12 protein-coding genes and 2 pseudogenes are annotated in these 17,631 nt (G+C 66.8%); 7 read left to right on the forward strand and 7 right to left on the reverse strand.

What is annotated here, in order from left to right:
* Nucleotides 1–143: 143 nt before the first annotated feature.
* Nucleotides 144–2,843, forward strand: a complete 2,700-nt coding sequence (locus A2G06_03600; GenBank protein ANA39601.1) for a transporter — start codon at nt 144–146, stop codon at nt 2,841–2,843.
* Nucleotides 2,836–3,405, forward strand: coding sequence for an rRNA methyltransferase (locus tag A2G06_03605; protein ANA39602.1), 570 nt, complete (start codon nt 2,836–2,838; stop codon nt 3,403–3,405). Before A2G06_03600 ends, A2G06_03605 begins: the two co-directional genes overlap by 8 nt.
* A gap of 12 nt (nt 3,406–3,417) precedes the next feature.
* Here the strand turns inward: A2G06_03605 and A2G06_03610 are convergent, their stop codons facing one another.
* The 3 genes from A2G06_03610 to A2G06_03620 are packed head-to-tail and all read right to left on the reverse strand — an operon-like array spanning nt 3,418 to nt 4,963.
* A complete protein-coding gene (locus A2G06_03610) occupies nt 3,418–3,783 on the reverse strand; it encodes a translation initiation factor SUI1 (GenBank protein ID ANA39603.1) in 366 nt (121 codons plus the stop codon).
* Complete coding sequence (locus A2G06_03615; GenBank protein ANA39604.1) at nt 3,780–4,013, reverse strand: hypothetical protein; 234 nt, start codon at nt 4,011–4,013, stop codon at nt 3,780–3,782. The genes A2G06_03610 and A2G06_03615 overlap by 4 nt, the downstream gene beginning before the upstream one ends.
* 35 nt (nt 4,014–4,048) lie before the next feature.
* Nucleotides 4,049–4,963, reverse strand: coding sequence for a carbohydrate kinase (locus tag A2G06_03620; protein ID ANA39605.1), 915 nt, complete (start codon nt 4,961–4,963; stop codon nt 4,049–4,051).
* Nucleotides 4,964–5,108: 145 nt separating this feature from the next.
* Between A2G06_03620 and A2G06_03625 the strand changes: the two are divergent.
* Nucleotides 5,109–6,916, forward strand: a pseudogene (locus A2G06_03625) (PAS domain-containing sensor histidine kinase).
* On the opposite strand, the gene A2G06_03630 reads toward A2G06_03625, so the two are convergent.
* Both A2G06_03630 and A2G06_03635 read right to left on the reverse strand, forming a co-directional pair.
* Complete coding sequence (locus tag A2G06_03630; GenBank protein ID ANA39606.1) at nt 6,903–7,547, reverse strand: HAD family hydrolase; 645 nt, start codon at nt 7,545–7,547, stop codon at nt 6,903–6,905. The pseudogene A2G06_03625 and the gene A2G06_03630 sit on opposite strands and share 14 nt — an antisense overlap.
* A complete protein-coding gene (locus tag A2G06_03635) occupies nt 7,544–8,257 on the reverse strand; it encodes a hypothetical protein (protein ANA39607.1) in 714 nt (237 codons plus the stop codon). The genes A2G06_03630 and A2G06_03635 overlap by 4 nt, the downstream gene beginning before the upstream one ends.
* A 130-nt stretch (nt 8,258–8,387) precedes the next feature.
* Here A2G06_03635 and A2G06_03640 point away from each other — a divergent pair, with 130 nt between their 5' ends.
* Nucleotides 8,388–9,146 carry an oxidoreductase gene (locus A2G06_03640; GenBank protein ID ANA39608.1) on the forward strand — a complete coding sequence of 253 codons (759 nt, stop codon included), beginning with the start codon at nt 8,388–8,390 and terminating at the stop codon, nt 9,144–9,146.
* 3 nt (nt 9,147–9,149) lie between these two features.
* Here A2G06_03640 and A2G06_03645 read toward each other — a convergent pair whose 3' ends face one another.
* The gene (locus tag A2G06_03645; GenBank protein ID ANA39609.1) at nt 9,150–10,292 is read right to left on the reverse strand and encodes a ceramide glucosyltransferase; all 1,143 of its coding nucleotides are present in this window, start codon (nt 10,290–10,292) and stop codon (nt 9,150–9,152) included.
* A gap of 200 nt (nt 10,293–10,492) precedes the next feature.
* Here A2G06_03645 and A2G06_03650 point away from each other — a divergent pair, with 200 nt between their 5' ends.
* A complete protein-coding gene (locus A2G06_03650; GenBank protein ANA39610.1) occupies nt 10,493–12,664 on the forward strand; it encodes a PBS lyase in 2,172 nt (723 codons plus the stop codon).
* The gene (locus A2G06_03655) at nt 12,661–13,776 is read left to right on the forward strand and encodes an HD family phosphohydrolase (protein ANA39611.1); all 1,116 of its coding nucleotides are present in this window, start codon (nt 12,661–12,663) and stop codon (nt 13,774–13,776) included. The genes A2G06_03650 and A2G06_03655 overlap by 4 nt, the downstream gene beginning before the upstream one ends.
* Here A2G06_03655 and A2G06_03660 read toward each other — a convergent pair.
* Nucleotides 13,773–15,685: pseudogene (locus A2G06_03660) on the reverse strand (histidine kinase). The gene A2G06_03655 and the pseudogene A2G06_03660 sit on opposite strands and share 4 nt — an antisense overlap.
* Before the next feature lie 191 nt (nt 15,686–15,876).
* On the opposite strand from A2G06_03660, the gene A2G06_03665 reads away from it, so the two are divergent.
* Entirely contained in the window at nt 15,877–17,160 is a 1,284-nt protein-coding gene (locus tag A2G06_03665; GenBank protein ANA41586.1) for a cytochrome C, read from the forward strand.
* Nucleotides 17,161–17,631 lie beyond the last annotated feature (471 nt).

Genomic DNA, 17,631 nt, shown 5'->3' on the forward strand with positions numbered 1-17,631 from the left:
TTAACATAAAATACACCGTTTTCAATGCTTACTGGCCTCCGTGCTGGCGAGGCTGCCGCCCCGGGCCCTACGGCACGAGACGATTGCGCCCGTCGGGTGGGCTATGGTATCGTGCCGAGGTTTTGGCATGTGGGGAGGAGTTCATGCAGCACACAAACGACAGAAAACGTTTTACAGGGCTTTTTGGCTTCGTCGCACGCCATCCGCGCCTCGTTCTCGGGGTGTCGCTCCTGCTGGCGGCGCTCTCGGTGCTCTACACCTGGCAGGAGATGCGCTTCCTGACCGGCCGCGACGACCTGATGCCGAAGAACGCGCCGTTCCAGCAGGATTACCGCGCCAACCGGGCGGAATTCGGCGACCGGGAAGAGATCGTCGTGGTCATCGAGAGTGACGATCAGGCCGGGGCCTCGGCCTTTGCCGAACGCTTGGCCGCAGACCTCTCGGCCGACCGGACGCGCTTCCGTGACGTCTTTCACCCCAACGGCCTCCCCTTTTTCCGGGAGCACGGCCTGCTGCTCCTTCCCCTGAACGAGCTGCGGTCGCTCCGCGAAAACCTCGCCCTGGCCGAGCCGGTGCTGAAGGACCTCGCCGCGGCGCCGTCGGTCCAGACCCTCTTTACCCATCTTACCACACGCATGGACGTTTACACGGCGGCGGCCGATTCTTCCGCCGGCCACGACCGGGAACGGGCGGGACTCGTCTTCATGCTCGACAAGCTGGGAGGCGGCATTGCCTCCTTTGGCGGCGGCAAAGGCTCTTTTTCCCTTGAAGAGGTCTTCCTCGGGGGAGACTCGGCACTGGCCCGGGCCCAGCGGATGCAGATCGTGACGGTCAGGCCGGTGCGGGATGTCGCAAGCTTCGTTCCGGCCGAAGAGGCGATCCGCGTGGTCCGCGCCCGGGTGGCGGAACTCAAGGCCCTCCCCGAGTTCGCCGGCGTGACCGTGGGGCTCACCGGCACGCCGGTCCTGGAGTACGAGGAGATGGCCACCAGCGAGCGGGACATCACTCTGGCAACGGGTCTCTCACTGGCCCTGACCGTGGTCCTCCTGCTGGCGGCTTTCCGGGGGGTGTTGAACGTGGCGGCCGCCATGGTTTCCCTGGTGGTGGCCATCTGCGTCTCCTTCGGCGTGGCGACCCTGGTGGTCGGGCACCTGAACATCCTTTCCATGGTCTTTGCGATCATGCTGATCGGCATCGGCATCGAGTACGGCATCCAGGTAGTGCTCCGCTACCAGGAAGAGCTGGGGCTCGGCGCCGCTGAACTGGATGCCGTGAACACGGGGCTCGGCCGGAACATGCTCGCCATTGTCATGGCCGCCGCCACCACGGCCGCGGCGTTTTTCACCTTTACCTTCACCGATTTCCGGGGAATTGCGGAGCTGGGGATCATCGCCTCCCTCGGCATTGCGGTCTGCGTGGCCGTCACCTTCACCACCCTGCCCGCGGCCCTGGTCCTTCTCGTGCCGCTGCGCAAAACGAGGGAGGCCGAGCGGGAGATGCGCGCCGCCAGCCTGCTGAGGCGCTCGCCCCGGTTCGCGCGGCTGGAGGCGTTTCTCTTCGGCCATCCGCGGATCATCGTGGGGATCACCGTTTTGCTCTGCCTCGCTTCGCTCTATCCGCTGGCCGATACCCGCTTCGACTACAACCTCCTTAACCTGCAGGCCCGGGGGCTCGAGTCGGTGGAGTATGCCTACAAGCTTATGAGGAGCAGGGAGAACGCGGGCTACTTCGCCGAAGTGACCGCTGCGACGCCGGCCGAGGCCAGGATGCTCACGGCCCGCCTGGAGCAGTTGCCGACGGTCGACCACGTGGTGAGCCTCCTTACGTTCGTTCCCGACGATCAGGATGCCAAGCTCCGGGAACTGGCCGCGCTGCGGGAAGAACTGGCCGATGTGAAACCGGTTCCCTACGAGGAGGATCTGCGGGTCATGGAACTCCCCACGGTGTTCGAGAAGTTCCGCACATCCGTGGAGCGGTTCAAGGGACGGCTCGACGCGGAAAAGAGACCCGAGGCCGCCCGGGTGGGGGCCTTCCTCGCCACCCTTGACCGGTTCTTTGCCACCCTTGAGAAGGAAAAGGACCGCAATGCCCTCGGCATGCTCCGGGATTTCCAGGGGGGGATGCTCGCCTCGTTCCCGGAACAGATCCAGCAGCTCACGGCAAGCCTCGCCGCCCGGCCGGTAACCGAGGCAGACGTGCCTCCGCAACTCAGGGAACGCTTCGTGGGGAAAAACGGCACCTATCTGCTCCAGGTGGCGCCCCGGCAGGAGATTTTCGAGCGCGAGCCCCTGAAGCGGTTCCTGGACCAGGTGCGCAGCGTGGCTCCCCGGGCCAACGGCGAGCCGGTCATGGTCTACGAATCCATGACCATCATGCGCGACGCCTACCTGCGGGCGTTCGTCTATGCCTTCGGCGCAATCGTACTGATCCTGTTCATTACCTTCCGCAGCCTGGTCTATACCCTGGTGGGGCTCGTGCCGCTGGTGGTGGGGATGCTCCTCATGGTGGGGGGCATGTGGCTGGCCGGCATTCCCTTCAACTCTGCCAACATCATCGTGCTGCCGCTCATCCTCGGCATTGCCGTGGACTCGGGGATATACATCATCAACCGCTTCCGCCGGGAAGAGGGGGACGCCGCCTCGGTCATCATGAGCAGCACCGGCCTGGGCGTCATCTACAATACACTCACCATCATGGCGAGCTTCGGCGCGCTCATGGTGGCCCGCCACCAGGGGGTCTTCAGCATCGGGGCAGTCATGAGCCTGGGCATGGTGGCCTGCCAGACCGCGTTCATCCTGGTGTTGCCGGCGGTGCTGACTCTGGTGGGGAAGCGTAGTGGCTAGGGGGCTCAGCGGTGCGGTCCCGCTGGCGCACTTCTTCCTGCGCGAGCGGGTGAAGCCGGGGGACCGGGTGGTCGACGCAACCTGCGGCAACGGCCATGATACCCTCTTTCTCGCTGCGCTGGTGGGGCCGGTGGGGCGGGTCTGGGCGTTGGATATCCAGGACGCGGCCCTGGCCGCCACGGCGCAGCGGCTGGAAGCGGCCGGATGCGGGGCGCGGGTGGAGCTGGTCAACGGCGGTCACGAGCGGCTGGCGGAACTGGTGCCCGGCCCGGTGACCGCCGTGGTGTTCAACCTGGGATTTCTGCCCGGCGCGGAGAACGGCACGATCACCACCCCGGCGACCACCGGGGCGGCCCTGGGCCAGGCGGCGGAGTTGCTCCTGCCCGGCGGCATCGTTACGGTGGCGGTCTATACCGGTCATCCCGGCGGGCCGGAAGAGGAGGCGGTCGTGGACGCCTGGGCCGCATCCCTGCCGCCGGCGTGCTTCAATGTCTGGCGTTGCCGCCAGGGCAACCGTTCGTCAGCCGCACCCTATCTGGTGGTGGCGGAACGCCGCGCCTGAGCGGCCGTCCCTTCATCCTCCCGCCCGCTTGACGGTGAACCCCCGCCGCGTGAGCTCGGCTACCAGGAGGTCGGCATGATCGCCCTGGATCTCCATGCCCCCCTCCTTCACGGTGCCGCCGGTGCCGCAGCGGCGCTTGAGCTCACCGGCAAGCTCCCTGACCCCCGCCTCGTCCAGGGGAACTCCCGTGATCACGGTTACCGTCTTGCCGCCCCGCCCCTTTGTTTCGCGTCTGACCCGCACAATGCCGTCTCCGGCCGGTGCCGCGCCCTTTTTCCGGCAGGAGCAGGCTGCAACCGGCTTGCCGCAGCCCGGACAGATCCGGCCATGCTCAGACGACCAGACAAGGGTGGCGCCGGACGAGCTTTTCCCTTTCATTGTCCCCTCCTCCCCGAAACACGCCGGCCCAGGTCCCGGCCAGCCTTGAAGCCCAGCAGCGCCAGGGGCCAGGCATGCCAGAACAGATCGAAGATGTCGATGGGACGCGACAGGGTCCCGGCCGACAGCATCCGGATCTTCTCGACCAGGTGCGGCTCCGGCAGGAAGGGGGCCATGCCCAGGATCAGGGCGAGAGGGATCAGGACAGGGTACGTCATGAGGTGTTTCATGGATTGACCTCGTTCATGTGGTGTTGTGTCCCGCTTCAGGCAGACGGCACGGAAATGCCCCGGTCGGCGAGGAACCGACTAACCTCGTCCAGCCGGGGCGCTCCCCGCTGGGCACCCAGGTGAAGGCATGAAAGGGCAGCGGCGGCCGATGCGAAGACCACCGTCTCCCGCAACGGCCATCCCTTGATGAGCCCGAACAGGTAGCCTCCGTGAAAGACATCGCCAGCACCCGTGGTGTCCAGGGCTGCAACGGGAAACGCCGGCACGTGGCAGGTCGTCCCGCCGTGCCGGGTGAGGCTTCCCCGGTCGCCCCGGGTGACGGTGACCGCCGGCGGGCCGAGGCCGTCGGCCAGCCGCGCGAAGTGCTCCTCAGACCCGTTCCAGCCCAGGTCGAGAAAGAACTGTTCCGCTGCCACCAGGTAATCGCAGAGTCCCGCCAGCTCCCGCATCCCCGGGCGCATCCGGCCCGCGTCCACCATGATCGGAATTCCCCGGCGCCGGGCCTCCCGGGCCCCATGGAGGGACGCCTCTTCCATGAGCCCGTCCAGGTGGAGGAAGGCGCTGCCGGACCAGAACTGCTCCTCAAGTTCCGCAGGGGACAGGGGAGCGCCGGTGGGGCGCTGCCAGACGATGGTCCGCCGCCCGCCGGTCCGTTCGACCATGATGAAGGCCCGCTGGGAGGCGGCTCCCGGCCGGGTCAGCAGGCCGGACACATCGATTCCTTCCTGGCTGAGTCCGTTGCGGATCAGCGTACCCGCGGCATCGTCCCCCACCACCCCGGCAAAGCGGCACCGCAGGCCCAGCCGGGCCAAGGCCACCAGGGCCGTGGCCGCCGGTCCACCCCCCTGTTCCTCCCACCGGAGGGTCTCCGTCTTGCTGTCGGGCAGGGGGAACTCCCCCACCTCGGTCAGCGTGTCCCAGCAGCATTGTCCCAGTCCTGTCACCACCATTTTGCCGCTCCGTGAGTAGGCGTCCATTGGATAGAAGAAAATAACCCTTAAAGATTAAAACTGTTTACAGCCTTGTCGCGAATAATTTACAGTTGCAAACTTATGCTATTTAGACGTGGTAAAACCTCTTTTTTCGGAGCACGGAATGAATTGCGAACGCCTTGCCCTGATCCTTGAAACCGCCACCGACGGTTTCTGGGATTGGGACCTGCGCGCGGACCGGCTGGAGCTGAGTGAGGGATACCGCACCCTTATCGGCTACCCTTCGGGCCATACCGTTTTCAACAGCGCATTTATCGAATCGATCGTTCATCCTGACGATCGGCCCGCATGTGTGCCGGTCATCAGGGAGCTCATGGATGGGAGCCGCATCTCGGCCACCCTGGAATACCGCATCCTGCGGGGTGACGGCGCCACCGTGTGGGTCCAGGCGAGGGGGACCGCCGTGGACCACGATGACGCCGGCCGCCCGGCCCGGATGGTGGGGACCATCTTCGACATTACCGCCCGCAAGCGGAGTGAGGAACAGCTCGTCCTGATGGGGGCGGTGGTTGATGATGCCACCGACGAAATTTTCTGGGTGGACCGCCAGGGGCGCCTGGTGTACGCCAACCGGGCCGCATGCGGGAATCTCGGCTATTCCCGGGAGGAACTCCTTGCCATGAGCATCAGCGACGTGGACCCCCTGGTCCCTCCCGGCCGCTGGCCCACCATGTGGGAGACGGTGAGGCTCCAGGGCGGGTTCGTCATGGATTCGTTCCACCGGACACGGGACGGCCGCGACATTCCCAAGGAGGTGTCCGTCAAATACGCGAACGTCAGCGGCCGCGAGATCGTCTACGGCTTTGCCCGGGACATCAGCGAGCGGAAACGGGTGGAAAAGGCCCTGCGCACCAGCGAGCACCGGCTACGGATCATGGTGGAGCACCTGCCGGCCGGTGCTGCCCACCGGGAGGAGAACCGGCTCCTGGTCAACCGGGCCGTGGAAGAGATAACCGGCTACCGCCGCCATGAACTTGACACTCTGGACAAGTGGTTCACGACCCTCCACGGCGAGCAGGCCGCAGAGGTCCGCGCCGTCTATGAGGCGGACCGCGCGGCGGGCATGCGCTTCCCCCGCATCATGCCGCTCAGGCGCAAGGACGGCACGATCCGCCACATTGAATTTTTCGGCTACCAGTACGAATCGGGCGAGGTCTGGCTCCTGCACGACGTCACCGACCGCCGGGCCGCCGAGGAGGAAATCCGCCGCTTAACGCCGACCTGGAAGCGCGGGTCCGGGAGCGCACCGCCGACCTGGAGTCGTTCTGCCACTCGGTCTCCCACGATCTGCGGGCGCCGTTGCGGCATATCGCCGGTTACGTGCGGATTCTCCAGGACGACTACCGGGACCGCCTCGACGACACCGGCCGCCACTGCCTGGCGCGCATCGGTCGGGCCGCGGTGAACATGGGTGAACTGGTGGATGGGCTCCTGAGTCTCTCCCACGTCTCGCGGGAGGACATCCAGCGGCGCAGCATCAGCCTGAGCGCGCTGGCACGCGCGGTGGCGCGCGATCTGGCCGAGCGGGAGCCGGACCGGAAGGTGGACCTTGCGGTTGCCGACGGGATCAATGGTTCCGGCGATCCGCGCCTGCTCAGGGTTCTGCTCGAAAATCTCCTGGGCAATGCCTGGAAGTTCACGGCGCGGGTCGAACGGCCCAGGATCGAGTTCGGTGCGGAGTCACGCAACGGGCAGAACGTCTATTTTGTCCGCGATAACGGTGCCGGCTTCGATATGCGCTATGTTCACAGGCTGTTCGGCTCCTTCGAGCGGCTCCACGGCCCCGATGAGTTCTCCGGCACCGGCATGGGGCTGGCCATCGTCCGCCGGATCGTGGAGCGCCACGGCGGCATGGTCTGGGCCGAGAGCGAGATCGGCCGGGGGGCCACCTTCTCGTTCACCCTCGGCTGACGCCCCGTTCCACCAGTTCGGCCAGTTCTTCCAGGCTTGCCACTGCCAGGTCGGTGAACTGGGGCCAGTGGAACGCGCGCGTCCGGTCCACGTGCACCGTGAGCGCCCCCGCCGACCGGCCGCACTGGAGGTCGAAGAGGTAATCCCCCACCATAACCGCGGACCGCCCGGTGGTCCCCCAGGAGTCTGTCAGGCGGAGGATGCCGTCCGGTTCGGGTTTGGGAAGGGCGTCATGGCGTCCAAGGATCCGGTCGGCGGGAAAGTACCCCCCCACGCCGATGCTTTCCAGCACCCGCAGTGCCACCTGCCGCGTATTACGGGTTACGATCCCCATGCGCACACCGCGCCGGTCCAGGGCCTCCACCAGGCGCCGGGCCCCGGCGGACGCCTCGGCCCGGCCCGCCAACTCGATCTCGATTTCGTCCAGAGCTCTGTGGAGGCGCCGCGACTCCTCCTCGGGCAGAGCATCAAGGTGGCCGAGGATGTCGCATCCCTCCGGCACCCCCAGGGCGGCCCGGATGGCGGCAAAGTCGTGCACCGGCTCCGTCAGGGTGCCGTCCATGTCGAATATCCAGTAGGGGCGCGCCAGAAGGTCCGGCACGACCTGCTCGGATCGCCGCTCGTCAGTCATCGCCCATCCCCCGGCTGCTGAACCCGGTCAAGCACTGCCTCCAGCAGGGCCGCGCTCTGGGCGAGCTGGCCATAGGCCTCCTCCGGGGTCATGTCTCGGTTCTCCCGCCGCATCCGTTCCGCCAGCCGGCGGGAGCCTTCGGCGACCCGCGCAATCTCCCGGGCCAGGTCCGCTTCGAAACTCTCCCTGCCCAAGGCCACCGGCGCCATGAGCCGCTGGATGCGCCCCACGTTCCGGAGCGCGGTTTTCTCCACGATGCCGTCGTTTCGTTCGTGGCGCTTCCGGTTGAAGTCGTCGTAGGGGGTGTTGTGGAGGGGCATGGAAAGGTCCGCCAGGTAGTGGGCCGCGTAGGCCAGGTGGTATTCGGCGTATTTCCCCTCGCGGCTGGCGCGCTCGTATCCCCGGAGCGCGGCGATGATGGCGCCGTAGAGATGGCCCTCTTCATCGGAGGGATCGTTGTAGCGGGCAATCTGGCCGAGGACCGTCCCGGCGGTCACCGTCTCGCCCCGGTTGCAGTAGTGGTTGCGCTGCTCGATGTTTCCCCCCTTCTGCTTGGCGATATCCGGCCCGGCCGCGTTGTACCACTTGTGGTAGCCGGCCGCCCGGGCGACTGCCAGGTGGGTTTCGTCGTGCCAGGCATGGGCCGCGCCCGCGGCGGCGGCCAGATGCCCGGCAAGCGCCGCGGCGATGATGCAATGATGACGTCCCATTATTCTTCCTCCGGCGGCATCCGGTCCGCCGCCCGGTCAATGGTAGCAGAAGATCGGGGAAAAACAGAGGGCCAAAATGGGGTACACTTGTCAGGCGATGGAACGTGGATACCAGTGCGAGGAGGTTGTCATGCCGCTCAGGGGAAAGGTTGCCGTGGTCACCGGGGGAGCCCAGGGTATCGGCAAGGCGGTCGTGAAGACACTGATGGACAAGGGGTGTGCCGTGATCATGGCCGACACCGATTGGGAGGCCGGGGAGGAAACGGCCGCCGGGTTCGCCGGGCTCGGCCGGGTGCTGTTCGTTCCCGCGGACGTGGCCCGGGAGGATGATGTGCGCATGCTCGTGGAACGGGCGGCGTCGCGCTTCGGCAGGCTGGACATCCTGGTCTGCAATGCCGGCGTCTTCCGGAGCGTTCCCCTGGAGCACTGCTCTCTGGACGAATGGCAGCGGGTGATCGCCACCAACCTGACCGGCGCCTTTCTCTGCGCGAAACATGCCGCCCCGCACCTGGCCTGCCACGGCGGCAGCATCGTCACCATTGCCTCCACCAGGGCGCTCATGTCCGAGCCCGACACCGAGGCCTACGCCGCCTCCAAGGGGGGGCTGGTGGCGCTCACCCATGCCCTGGCCGTCTCCCTCGGCCCCGGCGTGCGGGTGAACTGCATCTCTCCCGGCTGGATCGAGACCTGCGAATGGCAGAAGGCGAGCCGTCGCCGGCCCGCGGCACATTCGGAGGAGGATCGGAGCCAGCACCCCGCCGGCCGGGTCGGCACGCCGGAGGACGTGGCATCCCTGGCGGCATGGCTGGTCTCGCCCGAGGCGGGATTCGTCACCGGCGCCAATTTCGTGGTGGACGGGGGCATGACGCGGAAGATGGTGTACGTGTAGGTCTCAGCCGATCTCCACGATCTTCCCCCCGGGCAGGAGCCGGAAGAGGTGACCGCGCCAGCGGACCCGGTTGCCGGCGAAGGAGAGGGCCCAGGTGGCGAAGGAGAGGACGTCGCGCAGGGGGAGGAGCCAGAGCCAGCGGGGGAAGATGCCGTCCCGCAGGTACCGGCGGCTGAAGGCGAGGGCTACCAGGGCGCGGGTCAGGTAGAGGAGGAGCACCGCCCCCCAGCCGGTGGCGGAACAGCCCGACACCAGGAGCGCCAGGCAGGCCAGGGGGACGGGCTGGGTGATGCCCGAGCCCAGGTAGCCGCCGGGGCGCGAGACCCGCATGGTGCGGCACCAGCGGAGCTGGCGGGAGAGGATCGTGGACAGGTCCTCCCGGTGCATGACGCTCTCCACGAAACAGTCCGACAACTCCAGCCGCCAGCCGGCCCGGTGGATCTTGTTGCCCAACTGGTAGTCGTCGGCCAGGTAGTGGACCAGGGCCGGGAATCCGCCGATGGACTCCAGGGCCGCCCGCCGCACCGCCATGGAGGCGCCCAGGGCGAAGGAGAGTCCTTCCAGCCGCTGGGCGACCATGACGTTCGGCACCATCTCCACCGTGAACCCCATGGCCTCCAGGGCCGTGGCGGCGCCCCGCACGCCGGGGCTCCGGTACAGGGAGGTGACGAGCCCCACCGCCGGGTCGGCGAACGGCGCGATCACCTCCCCCAGGTAGGCGGGGGAGACGCGGATGTCGCTGTCGCAGACGATGAGGATGTCGTGCCTTGCCCGGGGGAAGGCGTTGATCAGGTTGGAGACCTTGTAGTTGGGGCCATGGATGGTGCCGTCCACCACCAGATCGATGTCACGGTCCGGAAACTCGGCCATGAGGCGACGGATCACCGGAATGACCGGGTCGTCGGCCGAGGCGCAGGCAAAGAGCATCTGCCACTGCCCGCCGTACTCCTGGCGGCAGAAGGAGGCGAAGTTCTCGAAGCTCTCCGCGTCCGTCCCCTTCACCGGCTTGAGGATGGTCACCGGCGGGGTGTGCCCCGGCCGGGGACGCTGCCGGCCGAACCAGACCCGGGCGCAGGCGAGGGCCAGGAGCCCGTAGGCCAGGGGCGGGAGAACGGCGAGGAGGGGAAGCAGGGTGTCGGGCGTCACGGGAACCTCTCTGCTGCGCGCCAGTAGCGTCCGGCGCGGCAGGGCTATTCTCTCCATCTGGGCCGATTATGCAACCCCTTTTTCCCCTGCGGAGCGGTTTCGACGGCATACGTTGCACGGTATGCCGTTTTCGTTTACGATGCACCGGCAATGAGCCGGACCCGGCAGTCGCGGGAACGGTGTCACGGGAGCGGTCACGGTTGACTGATACGAACTCAGACATACGCATTGCCGGCATCGAGCCGGGTATCCTCTCCTCGTTCATCATCGAGCTGAATATCCTGAGGCGGGCGGTCTCGGCCTACCCGAAGGGGCATCCGGCCATCCGCTCCGCGGCGGAGAAGGTCGCCGGCCAGACGGATCTGCTCCTCGCCGGCGAGGAACGCGCCACCGTGGGCATCGCGCGCGACACCATCCTCTTCGCTGGCCACCCCCTGGATCGCCGGAACCTCGTGTTCCGCGACCTGGCCCGGTTTCTCTCCGAGCGGGGGCTCACCCTGCTTACGGTGAAACGGGGCGTCTCCGCCGACGAGTTGATCCGGTTCTGCACACTGCTCGGTCTCCGGCGCGACGAGATCCGCCAGCGGGGCGGCCTGGGGCGGCTGATGAGCGAGGATGCCATCCTGGGGCTCGAGGTGACGGGGCTCGATTACGGCCTGTTCCACGTGACCGAGGACGAGCGTATTGCGGCCCCCGCGGCCGATCAGGACGACCTCTCGCTCTGGGAGCGGTACGTGCGGGGGATGCTCGACGGCACCCTCGACCCCTTCGGCACGGTGACCGGGCATCACGGCACCCTGGCGCCTGAGGAACTGGCCCGGCTCATGAACGGCTGTCTCGGCGGCGCAGCGGAGAGCCGGCAGAAGAGCTACGATGCGGTCATTACCGCGTTTCTCCGCAACGTGCGGGAGGCCGAGCAGGGGCCGGGATGCGACGAGAGCCAGACGGCCCGCCTGGCCGAACTGGCCGAGTTGCTCACCCCCGAGTTGCGCCGCCAGTTCCTGGGCAGTGCCTTTGCGGCCCTGGCGCGCCATCCCGCCATGGCGGAACGGGTTGCCGCGGCCCTGTCCGACGGGGCGGTCATGGAGGCCTTCACGGGCCTGACCGAGCGCGGCTCATCCATCCCTCCCGTACTGCTCGATCTCTTTCAGCGTTTCGGCCTGGCCGATCCCTCTCCGGCCGCCGGCGCGGCCCCGCCGTCCCACCCGGCCGGGGCGACGGAGATGGCGCGCCGGCTGGAAACCGTTCTGCGGGAAGGGGACAGCCGGTCCTTCGTTCCCCAGCCCTATGAGGACGACCTCTCCCGCTTGACGCGGGCAGGGGCGCAACGGGTTGTGCTCCCCGAACTGGAGCCCCTGCGGCTGGAGCTGGAATCGGAAAACGCGGCGGTCAAGACGGGAGAAGTCATCATGGAAATCATCCGCCTGGAGCCCGGCGGAGCCGACCCCTTTGCGTCGAACCTGGCAGAGCTTGCCGAGTACTACCTGGCCACCGGAGACTTCGGTTCCCTGGGGGGGCTGTTCCTGCGCATCCACGTTCTGGAAAAGGCCGGTGCAGGCGCTGCCCTGCGGGAGGCGATCGGCGCTCCCGCCTTTGTGGCGGCCCTGATCGACGCGCCCGCCATCTGGGGGAAAGTGCGCCACGGCGAGATCCGGCAGATCATCTCGCAGATCGGTCCGCCCTGCGTGACGCCTCTGCTGGACCGGCTGGCGGTGGAGGAGTCCATAACGCTCCGGCGCTGGTACATGGACTGCCTGGTGGGGCTCGGCGCCGCGGCCGGCGCTGCCGCCGTCGCCCTCCTGGAAGACGGCCGGTGGTACTTCGTGCGAAACCTCCTGGTACTTCTCCGGCAGCTCGATTACTCGGCCGGCGCGGCATCCGCCAGAAAACTGCTTGCGCATCCCCATCCCAAGGTGCGCCAGGAGGCGGCCCGCACCCTGCTCGGATTCCGCGATCCCCAGGCGGAGCAGTGGCTTCTCCGCGGGCTGGAAAGCTCCGACCGCGGGACCCTGCTCATGGCGGTGCCGTTGGTGGACGGTAATGCGAGCCGGCGGGTCCGGGCACAGGTGATCGAACTCCTGCGGCGCGGCGGCGCTGCCGCCGATCCAGAGGTGCGCTGCGCCACGGTCCGGGCACTGGCCGAGACGGGGGATCCCGCAGCCCTGCCGGAGCTGGCGCGCATTCTGGGCAGCAGGAGCCTGCTGCGCGCCGCGGCCCTCAATCAGGTGAAGCTGGAGGTGGTCCGCTCGCTCCCCCGTTTCCCGGGCCAGGAGCCCCTGCGCCTGCTGCGCGAGGCTGCGGCTGCGGTCGGGGGCGAGATCGCCGGTGCAGCGCGGGCCGCGCTCAGGCTCGCCGAAGCGAGGGACCGATGAACGAAGCGACGCGCCAACGACTGCTCGGGGCACTCAGGTCGCTGGTTACGGCCATTTCCGGCGCCGCCCTCTACGCGGCGCAGCATCCCCGCGTCACCCTTCTGCGCTCCGAGGCGTTCGCAGAACTGTCAGCGGCCCTCGAAGCGGAGGAGTCCCTGTCGCTGGTGGTCATTGACGGCGAGATCCTGATGGAGGGAACGCCCCTCGATGGGGGGCTGTTTCTGCAGCGCCTCGCAGGGATGCTCACGTCCCGGGGGATCGGGCACCTCAAGTTCCTGCGCGGCGTGACTGAAGAGGAACTGGCGGTCCTGGCAGCGGTTCTCGCCGGGGCGGGGGCTGCGGGCGGCGAACTCCGTTCGTCCCCCCACGTGCGGTTCGGCCGGGTCGAGGTCCGTTATTCCGGGGGCACGGACGGCGACGGCTCCGTCTCGGGCCTGCCCGCCTTGGAGATCGGCCGTTTCATGGAACTGTACGAAGGGGTCGTCCGCCACCGGCGCAGTCATGTGGCCGGCCTGGCCGACCTGGTGGCGGGCTTCATCACCGCCCTGCGCGAGCAGGCCAGCCCCCTGGCGGCCCTGGCCCCTTTGCGGGACGTTGACGAATATACCTTCACCCACTCGGTGAACGTCTGCGTCCTCAACCTGGCTCAGGCCATGGCCCTGGGCATCGAGGGGCCGCTTCTGCAGGAAATCGGCATTGCCGGCCTGCTCCACGACATCGGCAAGATGTTCGTCCCCCCCGAGATACTCACCAAGCCGGGACAACTGGATGATGACGAGTGGGCCGTCATGCGCCGCCATCCCCTCATGGGGGCCCGCTGTCTGGCTGAAACACCCGGCGTGCCGCGGCTTGCGGTGGTTGCCACCTTCGAGCACCACCTGAAGCACGACCTCTCCGGCTATCCGTCCGTTGCAGACGGCTGGCGCCAGAGCCTCTGCAGCGAGATGACGACCCTTTCGGACTTTTTCGATGCCCTGCGCACCCGCCGCGCCTACCGCGATTCCATGGAACTCCGTCAGATAGCCGGCCTCCTGCTGGAGAAGCGGGGCCGGGAGTTCCATCCCCTCCTCACCCGCAACTTTCTGCTGGTCCTGAGCCGGCTTGCCGGCTAATCCCCCACCTTCAGCAGCGCCATGCAGATGTCGTCGCCGGACGGCACCCCCCCCGTGAACATCCGCAGCCGTGCCAGGATGGCGTCGAGGAACTCCTCCGGCTCGCGTTCGCGTTCCTCCTCCACTGCCCGGGCGAGTCTGGCCGTGCCGAATAATTCCCCGCCCGGACCGGTCGCCTCGGTGATGCCGTCGGTGTAGAGCAGCAGGATGTCTCCGGCGGCCATGGGGACTTCCTGCTGCTCGTACTCCACAAGGGGGTGGACGCCGAGGATCAGACCCTCCGCGTCGATCTGGCGGCATTCCCCCCGGCGGCGGCAGACCAGGGGAGGGCTGTGGCCGGCGCTGGCAAAGGCGAGGGTGCGGGTGGCGGGGGAGTAGGAGGCATAGAAGAGGGTGATGATGAGCTCTGCCCGGGACAGGTCTTCATGGAGCAGCGCGTTGAGCGAGCCGACGATCCGGGCGGGTGTTCCCCCCGCATGGACCAGGGAGCGGATGACGCTCCGCAGTTCGGTCATGATGAGGGCCGCGCCGACGCTGTGGCCGGACACGTCGGCGATGACCAGGTCGAGGGAGCCGTCCTCCCGGGGAAAGAAGTCGTAGTAGTCGCCCCCCACGTGGGCTGCCGGCACCCAGCGCCCCGCGCACCGGCAGCCCGGCACGGGCGGCGGTATCTCCGGCAGCAGCGACCGCTGGATCTGGCGGGCCAACTGCATGTCGCAGGCGAGGCGGGCGTTCTCCAGCAGCGCCTCCTGGGCCTGTTTCCGCTCGGCAATGTCCTGCTTGATGGCAATGAAGCAGCGGATGGCTCCCCGCTCGTCCCGCACCGGCGTGATGGTCTGTTCTTCCGGGTAGAGGGAGCCGTCCCGGCGCCGGTTGATCATCTCGCCGTGCCAGACCGTGCCCGCGCGGATGGTGTGCCACAGGTCGCGGTAGAACTCCTCGCCGTGCACGCCGGAGTTGAGGATGCCGATGCCGCGGCCCGCCACCTCGTCCAGAAGGTAGCCGGTCAGGCGGGTAAAGGCGGGGTTGGCCCAGATGATCCTCCCTCCGGGTCGCAGATGACGATGGCATTGGCAGCCGCCTTCAGGGCCACGGTCTGGATCTGGCGGGTCAGTTCCCCTTCCTTGCGCTCGGTTATGTCGGCGATGAGTCCGTCGTAAGCCGTGAGCCGGCCCGCGTCGTCCCAGGTGGGGACGATGGTGTTGCGCACCCAGCGGACTTCGCCGTCTTTGCGGACGATCCGGTGCTCGAGGGTCACCACTCCCTTCCTGGCCTCCAGTCGGGCGATGCTGGCCAGCACCCGGTCCCGGTCCTCATCGTGGATCATCTCGTACCAGAGGGTGGGGCGGGTATCGTATTCGTCGCACGTGTAGCCGGTCACGGGCAGGCATCCCTGGCCGTGGGAGGTGCGGGTCACGTGCCCCTCCGCCAGTTCCACGGTGTAGGTGTAGTTGGACACGGCAGCCACCAGCCGCCGGTAGCGCTCCTCGCTCCGGGCCAGGGCCTGTTCGGCCTCCCGGCGTTTGCGGCGCACTTCCGCCTCCTGCAGCTCGCGGGCGATGGCCGGCACCAGCCGGGAGGTGCTTCCCTTGATGAGATAGTCGTTGGCCCCCGCCTTCATGGCGGCCACCGCCGTTTCCTCGCCGATCTTGCCCGACACCACGATGAACGGCAGATCCTCCTCCCGCTCGCGCCAGAGCCGCAGCGCGTCCATGCCGCTGAAGCGGGGGAGGACGTAGTCCGAGAGGGCCAGATCCCAGTCCCGCGCCGCCATGGCCGCAACCATCTCGGCGGCGGTCTCCACCCGCACATGATCGGGCTCGTATCCCCCCTTGCGGAGTTCCCGCAGCACCAACAGCATGTCGTCTTCGGAGTCTTCGATGATCAGAACGCGGAGTGGAATGCCCATGGCGCGCCTCCTGGTGCCCTGTCCCGGAGATAAGGTCCCGGTTTCATAGTGTACTACGGGTTGCAGGGGGGGCAAGGGGGCGTCGACGGGCAAAAATAATCAGTGCCACCACAAATGCGTTCAAGAAAATTTCCGTTGTGCCGAAAAGAGTTACATGAGTTGAGACTATGTTATCGGCATTGGAGAACATCATGAAATCATTGCAGGCGGGGTGTGTATCTGCGGTACTGGCAGCCATCTGCATTGCGACGCCGGCCGGAGCCTTCCATTCGGGCGGTGCGGCCCAGTGCGAGGGGTGCCACACCATGCACAACACGAGCGAAGGCGCCGCCATGACCGGTTCGAGCGCCCGCTTTCAGAGCGGCCCGTTCCTTCTCAGGGGATCGGACCAGAGCTCTGCCTGCCTCAACTGCCATCAGCAGGCCGGAGACACCGGTCCCACCTCCTATCACGTCTCCACTGCCGAGAACGACATGCCCGTGGGGTCGCCGCCGCTGCAGCTCACCCCGGGTGGCGATTTCGGCTGGCTGAAAAAATCCTATTCCTGGGCTCCCGCGCCGGGCTCAGCCTCGGTGGGGATTCGCGGCGAACAGCATGGCCACAACATTGTCGCCCTCGACTTCAACTATGTGGCAGACACCACCAATATCAACGCTCCGGGAAGCTCCACCCCCTATCCGTCCGACAGCCTCCACTGTTCCAGTTGCCACGATCCGCACGGTACGTACCGCATAGTGGAGAACGGGGTCCAGGCCACGAGCGGCAAGCCGATCAGGGGGTCCGGCTCCTACGGTTCCCTCCCCGACGCGGGGTCCGCCGTGGGTACCTACCGGCTCCTGGCGGGGGTCGGCTACAAACCCAAATCCCTGGCCGGCGGCCCGGCCTTTGCCCACGCAGCGCCTTTTGCGGTGGCGCCCGTCGATTACAACCGGTCCGAAGAATCCAGCGACACCCGCGTTTCCTACGGCAAGGGGACCTCTGCCTGGTGCACCAACTGCCATGCCCTCATGCATTCTGCCCCCGGTTCTTCGCTTCACCCGGCCGACAAGCAGCTCGGCGACGTGGCCCAGACCTACAACGCCTACCGCAAGACGGGCAGTCTGGACGGCACCGTTGCCACGGCCTATCTCTCCCTCGTCCCGTTCGAGCTGGGGGATGTGACCGACCTCACGGCCCTCAAGGAGGCAACCGCCACCACCGCCGGCCCGGCCGCCACGGACAAGGTGTCGTGTCTTTCCTGCCACCGTGCCCATGCCTCCGGCTTCAGCCATATGACGCGGTTCGCCATCGACTCCAACCACATCACCGTGGCCGATGCCTCCGGCAATGCCATCTGGCCCGATCCGGTCATGAACCCCTCCCAGGCCCAGGGCCGGACCGTGGCCGAGACCCGGCAGGCATACTACGGGAGGCATCCGCAGGCGTTCTCCCCCTACCAGCGTGTGCTCTGCAACAAGTGCCACGCCAGGGACTGATATTGAGTGTCCGCACCACACTGGAAAACGCGAAAGCGGTTGAGTCAAGGGGCTGGCCAGTAATGGCCGGCCCCTTTTTCTGTCGCTGGCGCACCTCCGGAAGGTGGCCTTTCCCTCCTGTCCGACCCTCCTTCTGAACCCTCCGTTCCCCCGTATCTGTTTAACGTGCAAGGAAAATAAACAAAGCCAGTGCAATTGAAGCGAGATGGATATTAAACTACAGTGTTTGCGGTTATTTGGTTATTATTAAATTTTTATCACATGTTGGTATCCAATTTGCTATTTTATGAATGACCTTACTGCGTGCGTGGGGTGTTGGCAAAGGGGGTGTCGTGTAACGCATTGATTTTGCTCAAGTCCCTGCGTTTGAAAGTTATTGTCAATCGGTATGTTGTCGTAATTTTGACTTTCCGTGCAGTAGGTGTCAGTTATTTAGCGTAGCGTTCACATAGTATTACGGTAGTTGTGGGT

This window comes from Geobacter anodireducens (assembly GCA_001628815.1).
GTDB lineage: Bacteria > Desulfobacterota > Desulfuromonadia > Geobacterales > Geobacteraceae > Geobacter > Geobacter anodireducens.

Bases quoted from the DNA above. Each gene is read 5' to 3' on its own strand.
- A2G06_03665 (ANA41586.1), top strand. From the start codon at position 15,877: ATGAAATCATTGCAGGCGGGGTGTGTATCTGCGGTACTGGCAGCCATC.
- A2G06_03630 (ANA39606.1), bottom strand. From the start codon at position 7,547: ATGACTGACGAGCGGCGATCCGAGCAGGTCGTGCCGGACCTTCTGGCG.
- A2G06_03655 (ANA39611.1), top strand. From the start codon at position 12,661: ATGAACGAAGCGACGCGCCAACGACTGCTCGGGGCACTCAGGTCGCTG.
- A2G06_03615 (ANA39604.1), bottom strand. From the start codon at position 4,013: ATGAAACACCTCATGACGTACCCTGTCCTGATCCCTCTCGCCCTGATC.
- A2G06_03610 (ANA39603.1), bottom strand. From the start codon at position 3,783: ATGAAAGGGAAAAGCTCGTCCGGCGCCACCCTTGTCTGGTCGTCTGAG.
- A2G06_03600 (ANA39601.1), top strand. From the start codon at position 144: ATGCAGCACACAAACGACAGAAAACGTTTTACAGGGCTTTTTGGCTTC.
- A2G06_03640 (ANA39608.1), top strand. From the start codon at position 8,388: ATGCCGCTCAGGGGAAAGGTTGCCGTGGTCACCGGGGGAGCCCAGGGT.
- A2G06_03635 (ANA39607.1), bottom strand. From the start codon at position 8,257: ATGGGACGTCATCATTGCATCATCGCCGCGGCGCTTGCCGGGCATCTG.
- A2G06_03620 (ANA39605.1), bottom strand. From the start codon at position 4,963: ATGGTGGTGACAGGACTGGGACAATGCTGCTGGGACACGCTGACCGAG.